This is a genomic window from Amycolatopsis kentuckyensis (assembly GCF_002155975.1).
Classification (GTDB): Bacteria; Actinomycetota; Actinomycetes; order Mycobacteriales; family Pseudonocardiaceae; genus Amycolatopsis; species Amycolatopsis kentuckyensis.
Genome location: NZ_MUMI01000424.1, coordinates 1 through 19,866 on the forward strand (window position 1 = coordinate 1; position 19,866 = coordinate 19,866).

Annotated in this window: 20 protein-coding genes; 10 read left to right on the forward strand and 10 right to left on the reverse strand. The window is 72.5% G+C overall.

All coding sequences use genetic code 11. The annotated features are described in order from the left end of the window. Both CCN39_RS34685 and CCN39_RS34690 read right to left on the reverse strand, forming a co-directional pair. Positions 1–884: aldo/keto reductase (locus tag CCN39_RS34685; protein ID WP_086849248.1), on the reverse strand; the 884-nt coding region annotated here is incomplete at its 3' end. 67 nt (positions 885–951) lie between these two features. Then, positions 952–1,416 (reverse strand): VOC family protein, encoded by a 465-nt coding sequence (locus CCN39_RS34690; RefSeq protein ID WP_086849250.1) that lies wholly within the window; start codon positions 1,414–1,416, stop codon positions 952–954. A gap of 91 nt (positions 1,417–1,507) precedes the next feature. Here CCN39_RS34690 and CCN39_RS34695 point away from each other — a divergent pair, with 91 nt between their 5' ends. Beyond that, on the forward strand, positions 1,508–2,476 hold the full coding sequence (locus tag CCN39_RS34695; RefSeq protein ID WP_086849283.1) for a helix-turn-helix transcriptional regulator: 969 nt from the start codon (positions 1,508–1,510) through the stop codon (positions 2,474–2,476). Positions 2,477–2,494: 18 nt separating this feature from the next. Here the strand turns inward: CCN39_RS34695 and larE are convergent, their stop codons facing one another. Genes larE through CCN39_RS34725 form a run of 6 tightly spaced genes read right to left on the reverse strand, consistent with a single transcriptional unit; the run spans position 2,495 to position 8,057 of the window. Then, on the reverse strand, positions 2,495–3,298 hold the full coding sequence (larE, locus tag CCN39_RS34700) for an ATP-dependent sacrificial sulfur transferase LarE (protein WP_086849252.1): 804 nt from the start codon (positions 3,296–3,298) through the stop codon (positions 2,495–2,497). After that, on the reverse strand, positions 3,298–4,431 hold the full coding sequence (gene larC / locus CCN39_RS34705) for a nickel pincer cofactor biosynthesis protein LarC (protein WP_086849254.1): 1,134 nt from the start codon (positions 4,429–4,431) through the stop codon (positions 3,298–3,300). The genes larE and larC overlap by 1 nt, the downstream gene beginning before the upstream one ends. Further along, entirely contained in the window at positions 4,428–5,099 is a 672-nt protein-coding gene (gene larB / locus CCN39_RS34710; protein WP_086849256.1) for a nickel pincer cofactor biosynthesis protein LarB, read from the reverse strand. The genes larC and larB overlap by 4 nt, the downstream gene beginning before the upstream one ends. Further along, positions 5,096–6,370 carry a nickel-dependent lactate racemase gene (gene larA, locus CCN39_RS34715; protein WP_086849257.1) on the reverse strand — a complete coding sequence of 425 codons (1,275 nt, stop codon included), beginning with the start codon at positions 6,368–6,370 and terminating at the stop codon, positions 5,096–5,098. The genes larB and larA overlap by 4 nt, the downstream gene beginning before the upstream one ends. Further along, positions 6,367–7,209, reverse strand: a complete 843-nt coding sequence (locus CCN39_RS34720; protein WP_086849258.1) for an amidohydrolase family protein — start codon at positions 7,207–7,209, stop codon at positions 6,367–6,369. The genes larA and CCN39_RS34720 overlap by 4 nt, the downstream gene beginning before the upstream one ends. Continuing rightward, positions 7,206–8,057 carry a fumarylacetoacetate hydrolase family protein gene (locus CCN39_RS34725; protein WP_086849260.1) on the reverse strand — a complete coding sequence of 284 codons (852 nt, stop codon included), beginning with the start codon at positions 8,055–8,057 and terminating at the stop codon, positions 7,206–7,208. Before CCN39_RS34725 ends, CCN39_RS34720 begins: the two co-directional genes overlap by 4 nt. A 182-nt stretch (positions 8,058–8,239) precedes the next feature. Between CCN39_RS34725 and CCN39_RS34730 the strand changes: the two genes are divergently transcribed. Genes CCN39_RS34730 through CCN39_RS34760 form a run of 7 tightly spaced genes read left to right on the forward strand, consistent with a single transcriptional unit; the run spans position 8,240 to position 17,074 of the window. Continuing rightward, the gene (locus CCN39_RS34730; RefSeq protein ID WP_086849262.1) at positions 8,240–9,562 is read left to right on the forward strand and encodes an enolase C-terminal domain-like protein; all 1,323 of its coding nucleotides are present in this window, start codon (positions 8,240–8,242) and stop codon (positions 9,560–9,562) included. Then, entirely contained in the window at positions 9,559–10,332 is a 774-nt protein-coding gene (locus CCN39_RS34735; RefSeq protein WP_086849264.1) for an SDR family NAD(P)-dependent oxidoreductase, read from the forward strand. Before CCN39_RS34730 ends, CCN39_RS34735 begins: the two co-directional genes overlap by 4 nt. After that, entirely contained in the window at positions 10,329–11,396 is a 1,068-nt protein-coding gene (locus CCN39_RS34740; RefSeq protein ID WP_086849266.1) for a sugar ABC transporter substrate-binding protein, read from the forward strand. Before CCN39_RS34735 ends, CCN39_RS34740 begins: the two co-directional genes overlap by 4 nt. Positions 11,397–11,432: 36 nt before the next feature. Next, a complete protein-coding gene (locus CCN39_RS34745) occupies positions 11,433–12,932 on the forward strand; it encodes a sugar ABC transporter ATP-binding protein (RefSeq protein WP_086849268.1) in 1,500 nt (499 codons plus the stop codon). Then, on the forward strand, positions 12,925–13,944 hold the full coding sequence (locus CCN39_RS34750; RefSeq protein ID WP_086849270.1) for an ABC transporter permease: 1,020 nt from the start codon (positions 12,925–12,927) through the stop codon (positions 13,942–13,944). The genes CCN39_RS34745 and CCN39_RS34750 overlap by 8 nt, the downstream gene beginning before the upstream one ends. Further along, positions 13,944–14,801 carry an aldo/keto reductase gene (locus CCN39_RS34755; protein WP_086849272.1) on the forward strand — a complete coding sequence of 286 codons (858 nt, stop codon included), beginning with the start codon at positions 13,944–13,946 and terminating at the stop codon, positions 14,799–14,801. The genes CCN39_RS34750 and CCN39_RS34755 overlap by 1 nt, the downstream gene beginning before the upstream one ends. A gap of 23 nt (positions 14,802–14,824) precedes the next feature. After that, on the forward strand, positions 14,825–17,074 hold the full coding sequence (locus CCN39_RS34760) for an alpha-L-fucosidase (RefSeq protein ID WP_244211130.1): 2,250 nt from the start codon (positions 14,825–14,827) through the stop codon (positions 17,072–17,074). A gap of 31 nt (positions 17,075–17,105) precedes the next feature. On the opposite strand, the gene CCN39_RS34765 is transcribed toward CCN39_RS34760, so the two are convergent. Then, positions 17,106–17,819 (reverse strand): FadR/GntR family transcriptional regulator, encoded by a 714-nt coding sequence (locus CCN39_RS34765; protein WP_086849277.1) that lies wholly within the window; start codon positions 17,817–17,819, stop codon positions 17,106–17,108. A 175-nt stretch (positions 17,820–17,994) separates the two neighbouring features. On the opposite strand from CCN39_RS34765, the gene CCN39_RS34770 reads away from it, so the two are divergent. Continuing rightward, entirely contained in the window at positions 17,995–18,408 is a 414-nt protein-coding gene (locus CCN39_RS34770) for a nuclear transport factor 2 family protein (RefSeq protein WP_086849279.1), read from the forward strand. After that, positions 18,401–18,952, forward strand: coding sequence for a TetR/AcrR family transcriptional regulator (locus CCN39_RS34775; RefSeq protein WP_086849286.1), 552 nt, complete (start codon positions 18,401–18,403; stop codon positions 18,950–18,952). Before CCN39_RS34770 ends, CCN39_RS34775 begins: the two co-directional genes overlap by 8 nt. Before the next feature lie 49 nt (positions 18,953–19,001). Here CCN39_RS34775 and CCN39_RS34780 read toward each other — a convergent pair. Next, positions 19,002–19,866 (reverse strand): substrate-binding domain-containing protein (locus tag CCN39_RS34780; protein ID WP_143264263.1); only part of this gene is annotated, 865 nt, incomplete at its 5' end.

A 19,866-nucleotide genomic window follows, 5' to 3' on the forward strand; every position in this document is an offset into this window, starting at 1 on the left:
GCGCCGGCAAGCAGGTCGGCCAGGTGTTCTTCGGTGCGGGGGCCGATGATCGCCGAGGCGACCGCGGGGTGGGCGGTGACGAACGCCAAGGCGAGGTGCCGCAAGGGAATCCCCGCCTGATCGGCCAGGGGGAGAAGGGCTTCGACGACGTCGAGCTTGCGTTCGTCGGTCAGGTGCCGCGGCACCCAGTGCAGGCGGCCGGCCGAGGCCGGTTCGCCGCCGGTCCTGCGGTACCGGCCGGTGAGCAGCCCCATCGACAGCGGGCTCCACACCAGCACCCCGAGCCCGTGGCGCCGGCACACCGGCAGGATCTCGCGTTCCGCGCCGCGGTCGAGGAGCGAGTAGTGCAGCTGTTCGGTGCGGAACCGCGCCAGGCCACGCCGCTGCGCCACCCACTGCGCCTCGACGATGTCGGAGGCCGGGAGGTTGGAGTGCCCGATGGCCCGCACCTTGCCCGCACGCAGCAGGTCGGTCAGGGCGCTCAGCGGTTCCTCGATGTCGGTGCCGGGTTCGGGGTGGTGGAGCTGGTAGAGGTCGAGGTGGTCGACGCCGAGACGGCGCAGGGAGCCTTCGACGGCGGAGATGATCCAGCGCCGTGAGTTGCCCCGCTCGTTCGGGCCGGCGCCCATCGGGCCGTTGCCCTTGGTGGCGAGGACGACGTCGTCGCGACGGCCGCGCAGGGCCTTCCCGACGATCCGCTCGCTTTCGCCGTCGCCGCCGTAGACGTCGGCGGTGTCGATGGTGGTGATGCCGTGGTCGAGCGCGTGGTGGACGATGCGGACGCACGCGTCGGGGTCGGGATTGCCGTACGGCCCGAACATCATCGTGCCCAGGGTGAACGTGCTGACCTGGATGCCGGTCCGGCCGAGGGGTCTGGTCTGCAAGGAAGTCTCCGGAGGTCGGGACGCGGTGGGATGCGCCGGGTGCCGGGCATCCCACCGCCGGGAAGGGTCAGCCCTGGTACCCGGCCGCGACGTCGATGATCCAGGTGACGCCGAAGCGGTCGACGAGCATGCCGAACGCCGGCGCCCACGGGGCCGGGCCGAACTCTTCGACGACCGTCGCGCCCTCCGCCAGCCCCTTCCACACCGGGGTGGCCTCGTCGACGGTGGCGCCGCGGACGGAGAGGAAGAACTTCTCCTTCGTGATGGTCGTGCCGTTCTCGCGGCGGGTCGTGGGCGCGGCCGGGGTGGCCGGGCCGTCGGTGCCCGGGACGTCGTAGGCCAGCACGCTGAAGCCGTTGTCCGCGGTGACCTGGCCGAACACCACCTTGCCCGCGTCGGGCAGTTCGGCGGGCATCCCGAAGTCGCCGTAGGTGACGAACGTGGCCTGGCCGCCGAAGACCGACTGGTAGAACTCGAGGGCCTCGCGGGCCTGGCCGGTGAAGTTGAGGTGGGCGACAGCGCTGAGCGACATGGTGGGTCCTTTTCGTGGGTGTTCCGACGAGAGCCACCGTGTCAGCCGTAGCGGTCAGGGAACGTCCGCTTCTCGTGGCACCATGGAAGTCGTGCCGGTCGCTTCCTCGACGGCGACCTCGGGTCGCCTGCTCTCGCTGCTGTCCCTGCTGCAGGTCCGCCGGGACTGGCCGGGCTCGCTGCTCGCCGGCCGGCTGGGCGTCAGCGAACGGACCGTGCGCCGGGACGTCGACCGGCTGCGGGAGCTCGGCTATCCCGTCCGGGCGGTCAAAGGACCCGAAGGTGGCTACCGGCTCGAAGCGGGCAGCCGGATGCCGCCGCTGGTGTTCGACGAAGAGCAGGCGGTCGCGCTCGCCGTGGCGCTGCGGATCGCCGTCGGGACCGGCGCGGGCATCGAGGAAGCCGCCGTGCGGGCGCTGGCCACGGTGCGGCAGGTGCTGCCCGCGCGGCTGCGGCAGCGCGTCGACGTGCTGGAGATAGCCGTGGCCGGCGGCTCGGCCGTCCAGGTGGACACCGGGATCCTGCTCGCGCTGAGCTCGGCGATCCGGGCCACCGAGGAAGTCCGGTTCGACTACGAGGCGCCGTCGCGGCCGGCGGACGGCGAGCCGCGGCGGGTGCGGCCGCACCACCTCGTCGTCCGGAGTGGACGGTGGTACCTCGTCGGCTGGGACGCCGCCCGGGAGGACTGGCGGACCTACCGCGTCGACCGGATGAGGCTGCGCGTGCCGAACGGGCCGCGGTTCACCCCGCGGGAGGTGCCCGGCGGTGACGTCGCGACGTTCCTGTCCGCCCGGTTCAAGGGAGCCGACACCGACGCCTGGCCGTGCCGGGGCGAGGTGGTCCTCGACCTGCCGCCGGCCGACGTGGCACCGTTCGCCGGCGACGGTGTCGCCGAGGAAGCCGCGCCCGGCAGGACCCGGCTGGTGACCGGGTCCTGGTCGTGGGCGGCGCTCGCGGCCGGCCTCCTGCGGTTCGACTGCGCGATCGACGTGGTGGGCCCACCGGAACTGCGCGCGGCCTTCGCCCACCTCGCGAACCGCGCCGCGAACGCCGCCGGGTGACGTCGGTCGTCGGCGACGTCAGCCCGGTTCGTGGTTGAGCCCGCCGGAGCGGAAGGAGGAGACGGCGGCCTCGGCGAAACCCAGCGCCCGCACGGCATCCAGCAGCAGCGGATCGTCGCGGACTTCGGCGGCCAAGGCGGCGTCGAGCTCGATCCGGGCCGTGCCGCCGAGGTCGCGCACCCGCAGGTCGCGGTAGCGCAGGCCCCGGCCGTCCAGGAAGGTGCGCACCGCCGATTCGGCCTGTTCCACCCGGGCCAGGGTGGCCGTGGTGATCGGGATGCCGTACCGGACCCGGCTCGCCAGGCAGGGGGCCGCGGGCTTGTCCGCCCAGGCGAACCCCCAGCGCCGGGCGATGGCCCGGACGTCCTCTTTGGACAGCCCGAGGGTGCGCAGCGGGGTGTGCACGCCGACCTCGTCACCCGCGCGGACACCGGGGCGGAACGGGTCGACGGCGTCGTCGGCGTTCGTGCCGGTGGCCAGCGCGGGGAACCCGTGGGCGACGGCCACCTCGGCGATCGTCGTGAGCACGGTGGTCTTGCAGAAGTAGCAGCGCCGTCGCCCGTTGGCCGCGTAACCCGGCTCGGCCAGTTCACCGGTCGGCGGGGTGAGGTGGCGGACCCCGAGCTCGGCCGCGATCTCCCGCGCGGCGGCCAGTTCCACCGCGGCGAGGCTGGCCGAGTCCGCCGTCACCGCGAGCACGTCCGCCGGGCTGAGGGCGCGGACCGCGGCCGCGAGCACCAGCGCCGAGTCGGCGCCGCCGGAGAACGCCACCGCGAGCCGCCCGATCCCCGCGAGGTGGGTGACGAGCCGGGTGCCGTCCATCAGCGCCTCGCCGCGATCGTCGCAACGACGCGGGCCGGCAGGCCGAGTTCGCGTGCGGCGGCCACGACGTCGTCGTGCTCGGGTTTCGCGCCGTGCGGCCCGCGCTTGCGGCGGACCGGTATTCCGCGGACGTCGACCGTTTCGGTCTCCCGGGCGAGCGCGGTGCGGCGGACCGGGTACTCGCGGAAGCCGAGGCTGCCGGTTTCGGCGAGGACGAGGTTTCCGAGCCGGGCGGCGTGTTCCGGCTCGGCGAGCACGTGCAGGACGTGGGCCGGGCGGCCCTTCTTCATCGTCACCGGGCTGATCCACGCGTCGAGCGCGCCGGCCGACAGGAGCTCGCCGACGACGTGCCCGAGCACTTCACCGGTGACGTCGTCGAGGTTCGTCTCCAGCACCACCAGCGTGCGGGGCCCGGCGTCCACCGGCTCGCCGAGGTGCACGACCGCGACGTTCGGCCGGTCCGGCAGCGACCGGGTGCCCGCGCCGTAGCCGGTGGCCAGCAGGCGGAACTCCGGCGGCGGCTCGAACCGGGCCTCGGCGGCCTTCAGCAGCGCGGCCGCGGTGGGCGTGACCGTCTCGCCGGCGAGGTCGCTCCCGACCGTGCGCGCACCTTCCAGCAGTGCCGCGGTCGCGGGGGCCGGGCAGGGGAGAATCCCGTGCGCGGTGCGGACGGTGCCGGTGCCGAGGGGGAGCGCGCCACAGTACACAGTGGACACTTCCAGGGCGGCCAGCGCGGCGCAGACGCCGATGACGTCGACGAGCGTGTCGTGCCCGCCGAGTTCGTGGAGGTGGACGCGCTCGGGCGGTTCCCCGTGCAGCCTGCCTTCCACCTCGGCGATCGCGCGAAGCGCGGCAACGGCTCGGTCCGCGACCGGCGCGGGCTCGACCCGCCCGGCCATGGCGATCAGCTCGGCCGCGGGACGGCTGGTCGCGTCGTCGGTGACGGCCACGAGGGCGCGGGCCGCCGTCAGCCCGTGCGTGAGCAGGGACTCCACGCGCAGTTCCCAGCCCGTCAGCCCGCTGGCGGCGACGGCGGACCGGATGCGCTCCAGCGGCGCGCCGGCGTCGACCAGGGCGGCCAGCAGCATGTCCCCGGCCAGGCCGGTGAACGGCGAGATGACGCAAGTCTTCACCGTGCCCTCCGCAGCACCTGGGCGAGCCGGAAGGCGGCCATCGCCGCGCCGAACCCGGAGTCGATGTTGACGACGGTGATGCCCGCCGCACAGGAGGCGTGCATCGCCAGCAGCGCGGTGACGCCTTCGAGGCCCGCGCCGTACCCGGTGGAGGTGGGGACGGCGATCACCGGGCAGGCCACCAGTCCGCCGACGGCCGAGGCGAGCGCGCCCTCCATGCCCGCGACGACGATGACCGTGTCGGCCTCGCGCAGCCGTCCGGCTTCGGCCAGCAGCCGGTGGATCCCGGCGACGCCGACGTCGGTGACCGTCCGCACCGCGAGGCCGACGGCCGCGGCGACTTCCGCGGCTTCTTCGGCGACCGGGCCGTCGGACGTCCCCGCCGCGGCCACCGCGACCGTGAAGGCGGTCACCGGGGCCGGGCGCCAGACCAGCAGCCGCGCGCCGGGCGTGTGGCGGCCGCCGGGGACCTCGGCCAGCACCGCACGAGCCGGCTCGGCGTCGACGCGGGTGACCAGCACCGGACCGGTGTTGTGCGCGAGCAGCGTCCGCACGATGGCCGCGATCTGCGCGGGAGTTTTCCCCGGCCCGTACACGACTTCCGGGAGTCCCTGCCGGTCTTCGCGGTCGAGGTCGACGCGCGCGAAACCGAGGTCGGCGGTGCTCATGCCACGTACGGGATGGTCAGGGGGCCTTCGGGGAGGACGCACGCCCGCGCGCCCGGCCCGGCCCGGTCGAGGGCCTCGGCCACGGTGGCCGCGATGTCGGTGGTGCGGGTCAGGTGGGCCGTCGCGAGGTCGGCCTCGGTCAGGAAACCGGTGTGCACGACGACCCGGCAGTCGTCCTGGATCTTCGCCTGGATCTGGACCTGCCACTGGTCGGGCACGGTCACCGGACGGGCCGCGATCTCCGCGAGCAGGGCCGCCGGGGAACTCGCCGACGCGAGGACCTCCCGGTAGGAGCCGTGGTCCGGGAACCCGTCCCGGCACTCCGCGGCGCACACGATCGTCCCGCCCGGCCGGGTGATCCGGTGCGCCGCCGACATCCCTTTGACGGCCTGGTACAGGTTCTGGTCGAGCGGATACCCGGAGTTGGTGGTCACCACGACGTCGAACGGCGCCGGCACCGGCCGCATGGCGACGTCGCGGGCGGCGCGGGCCGCGGCCGCGTGCATGTCCGGGAGGTCGCCGCCGAAGGCGCCGATGACCGCCTTGTCGCGGTTGAGGATGACGTCGAGGGCGAAGGTGACGCCGGTGGCCGCGGCGATCGCGCGGACGTCGTCGTGCACGGGATTGCCTTCGGTGATCCCCCAGGTGGCGTTCGGGTGCCCGATCCGGCGGGCGTCGTGCAGCACCAGCACGGTCTCCAAGGCCGCCAGCCCGGGCGCGACGAGCTTGGGGCCGCCCGAAAAGCCCGCGAAGAAGTGCGGTTCGACGAACCCGGTGGTGATCCGCACGTCCGCGGCGACCCACTCGCTGTTGAGCCACACCGGGACGTCGTCGCCGTGGCGCCCGAGCCAGGTGAGGCTCGCGCGGTCGCGGGCGTCGTGGTTGACGATCCGGACGGTGTCGGCGACTTCGTCGCCGAACATCGCGCGCAGCTCGGCGGCGGTGTTGCCGCGGTGGGTGCCGGTGGCGACCAGGACGACGACGTCTTCGAGGCGGACGACGCCGTCGAGTTCGGCGAGGATCGCCGGGATCATCAGTTCGCGCGGCTGCGGCCGGGTTCCGTCGCACGCCGAGATCGCGACCGTCTGCCCCGGCCGCACCCGCTCGCGCAGCGGCGGCCCGGCGACCGGTTCCCGCAACGCCCGGCGCAGCAGCACGTCCGCGGGTTCGGTGACCGGGTGGTGCACCGGGGTCACCACGGTGGTGACCGCCGGGTCGATGGTCAGGTCCAGGCCGGTCTCGCCGTACGCGAGCCGGACGGTCGCCGTCACGGTGCCAGCCCGTAGACGCGGGTCGCGGTCCCGCCGCGGACGGCGTCCTGTTCGGCCGGTGCCAAGCCGTCGAGCAGGCTGTCGGCCGCGGCCATGACTTCCGCGTACGTCCCCGCGAGCAGGCACACCGGCCAGTCGGACCCGAGCATCAGCCGGTCCGGGCCGAAGGCGGCCAGCGCGGTGTCCGCGTACGGCCGCAGATCCTCGACCCGCCAAGGCCGGCCGGCTTCCGTCACCAGACCGGAGAGCTTGGCGACGACGTTGGGTTCCCGCGCCAGGGTGGCCAGTTCGGTCGCCCAGGGTTCGAGCTGCCCGGAGGCGATCGGCGGTTTCGCGAGGTGGTCCAGGACGAAGGTGAGGTCCGGCAGCGCCCGGACCGCCGCGGTGGCCGCGGGGAGCTGGTGGGGCAGCACGAGCAGGTCGTACACCAGCCCGGCGTCCCGCACCGCCGCGAGCCCGGCCCGCACGTCTTCGCGTTCCAGCCAGCGCGGGTCGGGCTCGGCCTGCACGAGGTGCCGGATGCCGGTCAGCAGTTCGCCGCCCGGGGACGACCGCAGCCGGTCGAGGTCCTCCGACGGCGAGCCGGTGAGGTCGATCCAGCCGACCACACCGGCGATGAGCGGCTCCGCGGCCGCGGTCGCGAGGAACTCGACCGACTCGTCGAGGTCCGGCAGGACCTGGACGAGCACGGTGGCGTCCATCCCCAGCGCGGCCACGCGCATGTCGTCCGGGGTGAAGTCGCGCCGGATGGCCGCGGTGTCGTCGCCGTCCAGCCACGCGTGGCGGCGGGCGGAGGTCTGCCACAGGTGGTGGTGCGCGTCGACGCGCCGGCCGGTCACGCCTGGCCGATCCGGTGGTGCTGGCGGCCGAGGCCGTCGATCTCCACGGTCACTTCGTCCCCTTCGGACAGATAGGGGAAGTCGTTGGCACCGAACGCAACCCCGGCCGGCGTGCCGGTGTTCACGACGTCGCCCGGCTCGAGCACCATGAACTGGCTCAGGTACCAGACGATGTGCCGGACGCCGAAGAGCATGTTCTTCGTGGTCCCGTCCTGGCGCAGTTGCCCGTTGACGGCGAGCCGCAGGCCGAGGTCCTGGGGGTCTCCGGCCTCGTCCGGGGTGACCAGCCACGGGCCGAGCGGGTTGAACGTCTCGCACGACTTGCCCTTGGTCCACTGGCCGCCGCGTTCGTGCTGGAAGGCGCGTTCGCTGACGTCGTTCGAGACGGCGTACCCGGCGATGACCGCGTCGGCGTCCTCCGGGGTCTCGAGGTACCGCGCCCGCCCGCCGAGCACGACGGCGAGTTCGACCTCGTAGTCGGTCTTGGTGCTGGTGCGCGGGATGAGCACGGTGTCGTCCGGCCCCACGATCGTGTTGGTGGCCTTGAGGAACACCACCGGCTCCGCGGGGGGCTCGGCCCCGGTTTCCGCGGCGTGGTCGGAGTAGTTCAGCCCGATGCAGACGAGCAGGCCCGGCCGGGCCACCGGGGCGCCGACGCGCAGGCCGATGGCGTCCAGGGCGGGAAGGGTGCCCTCGCGCAGCGCCGCCCGGGCCCGCGCGACGCCGTCGGCGGCGAAGAAGGCGCCGTCGACCTCCGGGGTCAGCGACCGCAGGTCCCGCGCCGCACCGGTTTCGTCGAGGACGACGGGGATCTCGTGGCCGCGGTCGCCGAGGCGTTGGAAGCGCATGGCCGGGACCGTAGCAGACATATGATGTCTCTTTCAAAGGTCGAGCGGGTCATCATACGTTAAACCACGTTGCGTAGTTGATACTCACTATAAGTCCAAGTTATTGCCGTGTTACGGACCAAGCCTGGACAATCCATGGGTCGGCGCGTAGCCATACATATGTTGTCTGCGCCGAATGAGAGGTGGCCCCGTTGGCCGAAGTGATCAGCGCCATCGACGCCGTGGACGTGCGCTTCCCGACTTCGCTGAGCCTGGACGGGTCGGACGCGATGAACCCGGAACCCGACTACTCGGCGGCGTACGTGACCATCCGCACGAGTGCCGGCGACGAGGGCTACGGGCTCGCTTTCACCGTGGGCCGCGGCAACGACGTCGAGGTCGCCGCGGTCCGGGCGCTGGTGCCCCTGGTCGTCGGGATGCCGGTGGCCGACGCGCTCGCCGACCTCGGCGGCTTCTCCCGCCGGCTGACCGGGGACAGCCAGCTCCGGTGGCTGGGCCCGGACAAGGGCGCCATCCACATGGCCGCGGCCGCGATCGTCAACGCGGCCTGGGACCTGCGGGCCCGCCGCGAAGGCAAGCCGGTCTGGCGGTTGCTGGCCGAGCTGCCGCCGGAGGAACTGGTCGACCTCGTCGACTTCCGCTACCTGCAGGACGCCCTGACCCGCGACGAAGCCCTCGGCATCCTCCGCCGCGCCGAACCGGGCCGCGCGGCCCGCCAGGCCGAACTCCTGGAATCCGGTTTCCCCGCCTACACCACGACTCCCGGCTGGCTCGGGTACTCGCCGGAGAAGCTCGCGGCCCTCTCCGCGGAGGCGGTCCGGGACGGCTTCACCCAGATCAAGCTCAAGGTCGGCGCCGACCTCGACGAGGACATCCGCCGGCTGCGGCTCGCCCGGGACGTCGTCGGGCCCGACGTCCGCATCGCCATCGACGCCAACCAGGCCTGGGGCGTCGGGCAGGCCATCGAATGGCTGCGCCCCCTCGCCGAGTTCGACCCGTACTGGATCGAGGAGCCGACCTCGCCCGACGACGTGCTCGGCCACGCGGCGATCCGCCGGGCGGTCGCGCCGATCAAGGTCGCCACCGGCGAGCACACGCACAACGCGGTGATGTTCAAGCAGCTGCTGCAGGCGGAGGCGATCGACGTCCTCCAGCTCGACGCGAGCCGGGTCGCCGGGGTCACCGAGAACATCGCGATCCTGTTGCTGGCGGCGAAGTTCGGCGTCCCGGTGTGCCCGCACGCCGGCGGGGTCGGGCTGTGCGAGATGGTGCAGCACCTGTCGATGTTCGACTTCGTCGCGGTGAGCGGCACCCAGGAAGACCGCGTCATCGAGTACGTGGACCACCTGCACGAGCACTTCGTCGACCCGGTCCGGATCGAGCGGGGCCGCTACCTGGCCCCGCGGGAGCCCGGGCTCGGGGCCCGGCTGCACGCGGAATCCGTGGCGCAGTACCGGTTCCCCGAGGGCCCGGCCTGGCAGCGGGACGCGGTGGTGGTCGCGTGAGCGGCGGGGAGTTCGACGGCGTCCGGGCCGTCGTGACCGGCGGCGCGTCCGGGATCGGGCTCGCCACCGCGCGGATGCTGGCCCGCCGGGGCGCCCGGGTCGTCTGCCTCGACCTGAACGAAAAAGTCGAGGAGCCGCTGACCGGCGTGCGGGCCGACGTATCGGACGACGACTCGGTACGGGCCGCGGTCGCCGCCGCGGTGGCGCACCTCGGCGGCCTGGACGTCGTGGTCAACAACGCGGGGATCGGAGCGCAAGGAACGGTCGAAGACAACGCCGACACCGAGTGGCACCGCGTGTTCGACGTCAACGTCGTGGGCATGGTGCGCGTGACCCGCGCGGCCCTGCCGCACCTGCGGTCCTCGGCCGCGGCGGCGATCGTGAACACCTGCTCGATCGCGGCCACCGCCGGGCTGCCGCAACGAGCGCTCTACAGCGCCACGAAGGGCGCGGTCCTCGCGCTCACCCGCGCGATGGCCGCCGACCACCTGGCCGAAGGGATCCGCGTGTGCTGCGTGAATCCCGGCACCGCGCACACCCCCTGGATCGACCGGCTGCTGGCCACGGCCGACGATCCCGCGGCCGAGCTGGCCGCGCTCGCCGCGCGCCAGCCCACCGGCCGGCTCGTCACCGCCGACGAGGTCGCCGCGGCGATCTGCTACCTGGCCGGTCCGGACTCCGGCGCCACCACCGGCACCGATCTCGCCGTGGACGGCGGGATGTCCGGCCTCCGTCTCCGCCCGAAACCTGTCAACGAGGAGAGGTCATGAAGTTCCAGCACCTGCGCGCCGCCGCCGTCGTCACCGCCGGCGTCCTGACCGCGGCCGCACTGGCCGGCTGCAGTGGCGGCGGTACCACCGCCGCTTCGGGCGGCAAAACCGTCGTGGGGGTCGACTACCCGCGCTCGGACACCGACTTCTGGAACGCCTACATCAAGTACGTGCCCCAGTTCGCCGGCCAGTTCGGGCTCGACCTCAAGACCACCAACTCGCAGAACGACGTCGCGAACCTGACGGCCAACGTGCAGACGATGATCAGCCAGGGCGTCAAGGGCGTGGTGATGGCGCCGCAGGACACCGCGGCGATCATCCCGACGCTGCAGCAGCTCGCGACCAAGAAGATCCCGGTCGTGTCCGTCGACACCCGCCCGGACCAGGGCAACGTCTACATGGTCGTGCGGGCCGACAACCGCGCCTACGGCGAGAAGGCCTGCCAGTTCCTCGGCACCAAGCTCGGCGGCAAGGGCAAGGTCGTCATGCTGCAGGGCGACCTCGCCTCGATCAACGGCCGGGACCGCACCGAGGCCTTCAACGACTGCATGAAGAAGGACTTCCCGGGCATCACGGTGTTCGGCGAGGCCACCAACTGGGACGCCAACACCGCCGCCCAGAAGCTCCAGACCCGGCTGACCGCGAACCCGGACATCAAGGGCGTCTACATGCAGTCCAGCTTCGCCCTCTCCGGCACGCTGCAGCTGCTGAAGCAGCGCGGCCTGGCGGTCCCGGCGAGCGACCCGAAGCACGTGTTCATCGTGTCCAACGACGGCATCCCCGAGGAACTGGCCAAGATCCGGGCCGGCGAGATGGACGCGACCGTGTCCCAGCCCGCGGACCTGTTCGCCAAGTACGCCCTGCAGTACGTCAAGGACGCCATCGCCGGCAAGACGCCGACGGCGGGCAAGACCGACCACGACAGCACCATCATCCAGGTTCGCGACGGCCTGATGGAGGACCAGCTGGCCGCGCCGCTGGTCACCGCGGACGGCGCCACGTTCGGGCCGGTGAGCAGCGTCAAGGTCGACGACCAGTCCCTGTGGGGCAACAGCAAGAGCTGAAGCCCGCGGCCAGCACGCTTCAGAGAGGAAGCGAACATGAACACCGTGCCGGTCGTCGAGGCGCGCGGGGTGGTCAAGCGCTACGGCGCCACGGTCGCGCTGGACGAAGCCGACCTGACCGTCCTACCCGGACAGACGCACGCACTCGTCGGCCGCAACGGGGCCGGCAAGTCGACCCTGGTGTCCGTCCTCACCGGACTGACCGAGCCGGACGCCGGAACCGTGCGGCTGAGCGGGGAACCGGTCCCGGCTCTGGCCGACCGGGACGCCTGGCGGGCGCGGGTGGCCTGCGTGTACCAGCGGTCGACGATCATCCCCGAGCTGTCGGTGGCGGAGAACCTGTTCCTCAACCGGCAGGAGACCCGGGGCGGGTTCGTCCGCTGGGCCGCGCTGCGCCGCTCGGCCACCGAACTCCTGGAACGCTGGTCGGTGGACGTCGACGTGCACCGGCCGGCCCGGGAACTGAGCGTGGAACAGCGGCAGTTCGTGGAGATCGCGCGGGCCCTGTCGTTCGGCGCCCGGTTCGTCATCCTCGACGAGCCGACCGCGCAGCTCGACGGGGCCGCCATCACCCGGCTCTTCGGCCACATCGCCGAGTTGCAGCGCCAAGGCGTCACCTTCCTGTTCATCAGCCACCACCTGCAGGAGGTGTACGAAATCTGCGACACGGTGACGGTGTACCGGGACGCCCGGCACGTCCTCACCGCGCCGGTCGCCGAGCTGCCGAAGGCCGACCTCGTCGCGGCGATGACCGGTGAGAACGCCGTGATGGTTCAGGAGAGGGCGTCGACGGCCCGGCACGGCGCCGAACCCGTGCTCCGGGTGGACGACCTGAGCCTGGCGCCGTTCTTCGAGGACGTGTCGTTCGACATCGCGCCCGGGGAGATCGTCGGGCTGGCCGGATCCGGCAGCAGCGGCAAGACCGAGCTCGCCGAGGCACTGGCCGGACTGCGCAAACCCACCTCCGGCACGGTGTTCGTCGGCGACCGGCGGCCCCGGCCCGGCGACGTCCCGTCCGCGCTGGCCGCGGGCGTCGGGTTCGTCCCGGAAGACCGCCACCACCAGGGTTTCGTGCCGGAGATGTCCATTGCGGACAACACCACGATGAGCGTCATGGACCGGCTCGGCCCGGGCATCTTCGTCCGGTCGGGCCTGCGCGACCGGCTCGCCGGGACGATGATCACGCGGCTGGCGGTGAAGACCCCCGGCCCCGAGCTGCCGGTGTCCGCGCTGTCCGGCGGCAACCAGCAGAAGGTCGTGATGGCCCGTGCCCTCGCGGGCGACCCGCGGCTGCTCGTGCTGATCACCCCCACGGCCGGGGTCGACGTGCGGTCGAAGGAGTTCCTCCTGGGCAAGGTCGCGGAGGCCGCCGCGGCGGGCACCGCGGTGCTGATCGCCTCGGACGAACTGGACGACCTGCGCCTGTGCGACCGGCTGCTGGTCGTGGTGCACGGCCGGCTCACCACCGAAATGCCCGCAGGCTGGCAGGACCGCGAGGTCGTGGCCGCCATGGAAGGAGTCGACCTCGATGCCTGAAAGCCCCGCCGCGGTGGGCGCCCCGCCACGGACCGGACCTCCCGCCGCGCCCCGGCGCATCGCACTGGCCCGCCTGCGCGACTTCGCGCTGGTGCCCGGGATCATCGCGATCGCCGTCGTCGGCCAGCTGGTGAACCCGGTGTTCCTCCAGTACGACAACGTGATCAACATCCTGCAGACGATGTCGGAGATCGCCCTGCTGGTGCTCGCCCAGACGATGGTCCTGGTCGTCGGCAAGATGGACCTCTCGCTGGAGTCCACCTTCGGCCTGGCCCCCGGCGTGGCGGCCTGGCTGACCATCGGCGGCGGCCATTCCCTCGGGCTGCTGCCGTCGTGGGCCGCCGTGCCCGTCGTGCTCCTGGTCGGCGTGGTGGTCGGCGCGCTCAACGCCCTGCTGATCGTCCGGTTCGGGCTGAGCGGGTTCGTCGTCACCCTCGGCATGCTGATCGTGTTGCGCGGCCTGCTGACCGGCATCTCCGGCGGCCAGACCTTCTTCGGCCTGCCCGATTCGCTGCTCTACCTGGGCACCACGCTCTGGGCCGGGATCCCCGCCTCCATCTGGATCTGCGTGCTGCTGTTCGCCGGCGGGATCGTCCTGCTCGGCTACACCCGGTTCGGCCGCAGCCTGTACGCGATCGGCGGGAACGAGGACGCGGCGAAGGCCGCGGGCATCCGGACCGACCGGATCGTGTGGCTCGTGCTGATCGGGGCCAGCGTGCTGGCCGCGCTCGGCGGGCTGCTGCTTTCGGGGCGGCTCGCCTCGGTGGCCGCGGCGCAGGGCAACGGCTACATCTTCACGGTGTTCGCCGCCGCCGTCATCGGCGGGGTGAGCCTGAACGGGGGCCGTGGCACGCTCTTCGGCGCCTTCACCGGCATCCTGCTGCTGTACATGATCCAGAACGTGCTGACCCTGGCCGGCGTGCCCGCCCAGTGGATCGGCGCGCTCAACGGCGCGATCATCCTCATCGCGCTGGTGATGTCCCGCATCACCAGCGGCAAGCGGCAGACCTGATGGCGGACCTCGGCCTGGGCACCGCGGGACTGGGCAACGTCTTCGGTGAAGTCGACGACGAGGCCGCCGCGGAGGTCGTCGCCGCGGCGGCCGGCGCCGGGGTGCGGTACTTCGACACCGCGCCCTACTACGGCTTCGGGCTCGCCGAGCGCCGGCTCGGCCGGGCACTGGCCCGGCTGCCCGCGGGCTCGTTCACCGTCTCGACGAAGGTGGGCCGGACGCTCACCGACGACGGCTGCGTCTTCGACTTCTCCGCGGACGCCGTCCGCCGCGGGATCGAAGGCAGTCTCGACCGGCTGGGCCTCGACCGCGTCGACGTCGCCTACCTGCACGACCCCGACGACCACGAGGAGGAAGCCGCGACCCGCGCGTGGCCGGAACTGTGCCGGCTGCGCGACGAAGGCGTGGTCTCCGCGATCGGCGTCGGGATGAACCAGTGGGAGATGCCCGCCCGGTTCGTCGAGCGGCTCGGCATCGACGTCGTCCTGCTCGCCGGCCGCTACACGCTGCTCGACGGCAGCGGGAAGCGGCTGCTCGACCTCTGCGGCGAGCGCGGGGTCGACGTCGTGCTCGGCGGCGTGTTCAACTCCGGCCTGCTCATCGACCCCCGGCCCGGCGCCTGGTTCGACTACGCCCCGGCGCCGGCGGAGCTGCTGGCCCGCGCGCAGCGCATGCGCGAGGCCGCCGCGTCGGCGGGGTACGACCTGGCCGCGTGCGCGCTCGCGTTCGCCGCCGCGCACCCCGCCGTCAGTTCCGTCCTGGTCGGTGCCACGAGTGCCGGCCAGGTGCAGGAGAACTTCGAGGCCTTCCGCCGCGAGGTGCCGCACGAACTGCTGCACCACTTGATTTCCTGCTAGATCCCCTCACCCAGGAGAGTGCGATGATGCCCCCTGCCCAGAGTCCGTTGTCGCGCAGGCAGTTCGGTGCGCTCGCCGCCGCCGGGCTTGCCGCGGCGGCCGTGCCACCGGCACTGGCCGGCCCGGCGGCGGCGGCCACGCAGTGCTACGAGCCCACCTGGCCGTCGGTCGACCGGCACCCGCCCGCGCCGGAGTGGTTCCAGGACGCCAAGTTCGGCATCTACTGGCACTGGGGCGCGTTCACCACCCCGGAGTTCGGCAGTGAGTGGTACGGCCGGAACATGTACATCCCGGACAGCGGCGAGAACTCCCACCACAAGGCGACCTACGGCGACCCGGCGGTGTGGGGCTACGACCGGTTCATCGACGGCGGCACCGACGCAGCAGGCAACCCGGTGCAGTTCGCGCCGAAGCTCGTCTCCCGCGGCGGGCGGTTCGACCCGGAGGAGTGGGCGCGGGTGGTCAAGGCGTCCGGGGCGAAGTTCGCCGGCCCGGTCGCCGAGCACCACGACGGGTACTCGATGTGGGACAGCAAGGTCAACGAGTGGAACTCGGTGGCGCGCGGGCCGCACCTGAACCTGCTGAAGCTGTTCTCCGACGCCATCCGCGGCCAGGGCCTGAAGCTGCTGGTCGCGATGCACCACGCGTTCAACTACAACGGCTTCTACGACTTCGCGCCGCCGCAGGCCACCCCGAGCCTGCGCAAGCTGTACGGCCAGCTGCCGCGCGCCGAAGAGGACGCGCTGTGGCTGGCCAAGCTCAAGGAAGTGATCGATCGCGCGCAGCCGGACATCCTCTGGCAGGACTTCTCGCTGGACTCGCCCGGCTACTGCATCAACAGCGGCCCGTGCGCGGTGGGGGAGCAGCAGCGCCTCGAATTCCTGGCCTACTACTACAACCAGGCCGAAAAGTGGGGCAAGGACGTCGTCTCGACGTTCAAGCACTTCGACCACGGGTTCACCACCCACGGCGAGGTCGCTGACTACGAGCGCGGCGGCCCGGCCGACATCGTCACGCCGTACTGGCTCACCGACGACGCGATCTCCAGCAGCAGCTGGAGTTACACGCAGGGCATCGGCTACTACTCCAGCACGCAGATGATCCACGCGCTGATCGACCGGGTCAGCAAGGGCGGGAACATGCTGCTCAACATCTCCCCGACGCTCGAAGGCACCATCCCGGCCGAGCAGCGCGCGGTGCTCGCCGACTTCGGCACCTACCTCGGCCGCGTCGGCGAGTCGATCTATGCGACCCGTGCCTGGGAGGTCTACGGCGAGGGCCCGACCAAGATGGGCGGCGGCTCGTTCGTCTCGCCGAAGGTGGGCACGGCCAAGGACTTCCGGTTCACCCGCGACAAGGCCGGCCGCGTGCTCTACGCGACCGTGCTGGCCTGGCCCGGGGCCACGGCGGACCTCACCACGCTGTCCGCCAAGCGGATCGACCTGGGCAGCCTGCGGCGCGTCGAACTGCTCGGCGCCCCCGGCGCGCTGAAGTACACGCAGGACGCCGGTGCCCTGCACGTCACGCTGCCGTCGGCGAAGCCTTACGAGTCGCCTGCCTACGTGCTGAAGCTGACGTTCGCGGGCAAGATCCCGGTGGTGGGTCCCGAGTCCGGCGCGAAGGTGTTCGCCGAGCGTCGCTACGGCGGGGCGAGCGCGGGGCTCGGCGTAGGCAGTTACACGGCGGCGCAGCTGAAGGCCGTGCTGCCGAAGCCCGTTTCCGCGATCTGGCCGGGGGACGGTTACCAGGCTCTCGGCTACCCGGCCGACAACTTCACCGGCACTCCGAGCCGGTTCCTCGTGGCCACGCCGGACGTGCGGGCGTCCGCCATCGTCTCGATGCGCGTGACGTTCGACCCCGCCCGCTGGTTCCGTATCGTCAACGTCACCAGCGGCCTGGCCGTGGACGGCGGTGGGGCGGTCGCGGCGGGCAGCAAGCTGAAGGTCTGGACCCCGGACGACAGCACGAACCTCCAGTTCGGCGTCGAGGACACCGGCGACGGGTTCGTCAAGCTGACCAACCGCACCAACGGCCTGGTGATCGACGGGGCCGGTGCCACCACCGCCGGCGGCAACCCCGTGCAGTCGGCCTACACCGGCGCGGCCAGCCAGCAGTGGTCGATCACCGACACCGGGGGCGGGGTCTGCGCGATCGCGAACCGGGCGAGCGGGCTGGTCCTCGACGGCGGCGGGAACGTGCCTTCGGGCTCCCCGCTCAAGGTGTGGAACGAGGACGGCAGTGCCAACCTCCGCTGGCTGTTCTCCGTTGCCTGACGGGGTGACGGGCGCCGTGACCGGCTTCCGGTCACGGCGCTCCGCCGTCGAGCTCCCGGACCTCGGCCAAGTGTGCGCGCAGCCAGCGTTCGGACGTGTCGACGTGCATCAGCGCGGCGGCGGTGGCCACCGCGGGGTCGCGGTCGGCGAGCGCGTCGTAGATGGCCTTGTGCTGCGACAGCGTCACGTGCGTCGCGCCGCGTTCGACGGTGCCGCGCCAGACCCGCGCCCGCAGGGTCCGCGAGGAGATCCCGTCCAGCAGCGCGGTGAGGGTCTCGTTGCCCGTCGCGGTGACGACCGCCCGGTGGAAGGCGGCGTCGAGCACGGTGAGGCGTTCGACGTCCTCGACCGCTTCGTGCATCGCGTCGAGCAGCTCGCCGACGGTGCGCAGCTGCGCGTCGGTGATCCGGGTGGCGGCCAGGCCGGTCGCCGCGGGCTCGAGGAGCCGGCGCACCTCGGTGAGCTCGAGGACGCTGCCGTCCTGCATGAGCGCCACCGCGTTGCCGAGGCCTTCCAGGAGCAGGCTCGGCGCGAGGCTGGTGACGTACGTGCCGTCGCCGCGGCGGACTTCGAGCACCCTGGCCAGCGCGAGCGCCTTCACGGCCTCCCGCGTGGGGCTGCGGGAGATCCCCAGCTCGGTGGCCAGTTCGTGTTCCGGGGGCAGCTTCGCGCCCGCCGGGAACCGGCCGGAGGAGACGAACTCCCGGATCCGGTCGATCGCTTCGTCGGTCAACGACCTCGCCATGGCCCTCCTCGCACACCGCGCCTGAAAAATCAGTCTAGCATTCATATGATGTATATCCGCGAAGGAGGGGGCTGTGTGGCATGAGTTCGACTGATTCACCAGTTTCGATGAGGTGACGTCGGTGAGACATGTGATGTCTTGGCCAAACTTCTTACTTACTTGTAAGTTAGAAAGCATGATGACTTTCACCGCCGACGAGGCCGAGGCGCTCAGCGCCCAGTGGGAGAAGGCGTGGAACGGCCACGACGCCGACGCGGTCGCCGCGATGTGCGCGGACGACCTCGTCTACGACGAACCCGCGCTGGGGCACACCGCGCACGGGCCCGATGCCATCCGCGCGTTCGTGTCCCGCATGGCGCGCGCGTACCCGGACTACTCGTTCACGCGCATGGGGCTGTACACCGAGGTGACCCGCCGCGCCGTGCTCGTCGCGTGGCGCTTCACCGGCACGTTCGCCAAGACGGGCGCCGTGGTCGAGTTCCACGGTGACGACCGGCTGGAACTCGGTGCGGACGGGCTGATCCACGCGTACCGCTGCCTGTACGACAACAAGTTCGTGCTGAGCCAGCTCGGCGGTGGCGGTGAGTGACGCCGGCCCGGCCCGCCTGCCCGCCGCGGCGCGCCGGGCGGGGATCATCGCGGCGGCCGACGCCGAGTTCGCCGCGAACGGGCTGGCGGGCGCCCGGCTGGAAGCCATCGCCGGCCGGGCCGGCATCTCGCACCCGCGGATCGTGCAGATGTTCGGCTCCAAGCGGAAGCTGTTCCTCGAAGTCGTACACGCCGCCTTCGACCGCATCGAAGCGGCGTTCGCCGGCGCCGAGCCGACGTTGTCCGCGCTGGGCGTGGCCTACGTGCGGCTCCTGCAGAGCGATCCGACGGTCGGCCTCGTCGTGCTCCAGGGCTACGCGGCGGCGGCGGACGAGCCGGTCCGGGAAGCGGTCCGCCGCCGGCACCTGGTCCTGATGGCCACGATCGCCCGGCTGACGGGCGCGGATGCGTTGCGGGTGCGGACGTTCTTCGCCACGGGTCTCGTCCAGACCGTGTCGACGGCGCTGGAGCTGCCCGAGCAGCGCGCCGACACGGCGTGGAGCGCGTGGATCCTCGGTCTCGTCGATCCGGCCGGGGACTCCTAGGAGTTCGGCCCCCGCCGCCGGGATCACCGCCCGCGCGCGAACGCGGTCGTCACGACGGCGGCGGCCCGGTGCTTTCCCGGACGATCAGCTCGGGCCGGGCCGCGGTCGGGGCCCGGCGCGGTTCGCCTGGGGCCAGCAACCCGAGCAGCAGGGCGAAACTGTCCCGGCCGAGCCCGGCGAAGTCCTGCCGCACGGTGGTCAGGGCCGGGGTGTAGAAGGCCGCCTGCGGCACGTCGTCGAAGCCGGCCACGCTCACGTCGTCCGGTACCCGGCGGCCGGCTTCGTGCAGCGCCCGGAGCACGCCGAGGGCGAGGTCGTCGTTGCCGCACAGGATCGCCGTCACGGCCGGGTCCGCCGCCAGCACCCGGCCGGCTTCGTACCCCGATCGCGGTGTCCAGGAGGCGTGGAGGGGTTCCGGGACGGCCACCCCGGCTTCGGTCAGCGCCTGCCGCCAGCCGCGGATCCGGTCGCTGCGGCCGCTGGACGACGGGATCGCCACGTGGTGCACGGTCCGGTGGCCCAGGTCCAGCAGGTACCGCGTGGCCTGCCCGGCCGCGGTGCCGTCGTCCAGCCGGATCGTGGGGCAGGGGGTGTCGGCCGGGGCCGCGGAGGCCTCCGCGAGCGCGACCACCGCGACACCGGGCGGCACCGCCCGCAACGCCCGGATGCCGGCCTGGTCCCAGGCGACGACGATGAGCGCGCCGGCGCTCGGGTCCCCCACGCGGGTGACAGTGGCCGCCAGCATTTCCGGCGCCACCGAGGCGAGCGCGCCGATGCCCACGGAGTACCCGGCTTCCCGTGCGGCCTCTTCGATGCCCTGGAGCGCCGCGCCGTAGCCGTAGAGCGTCGTGTCGGACACCAGCACGGTGACCGCCTTGGCCTGCCCGCCGGCCAGGGCGGTCACCGTGCGGGTG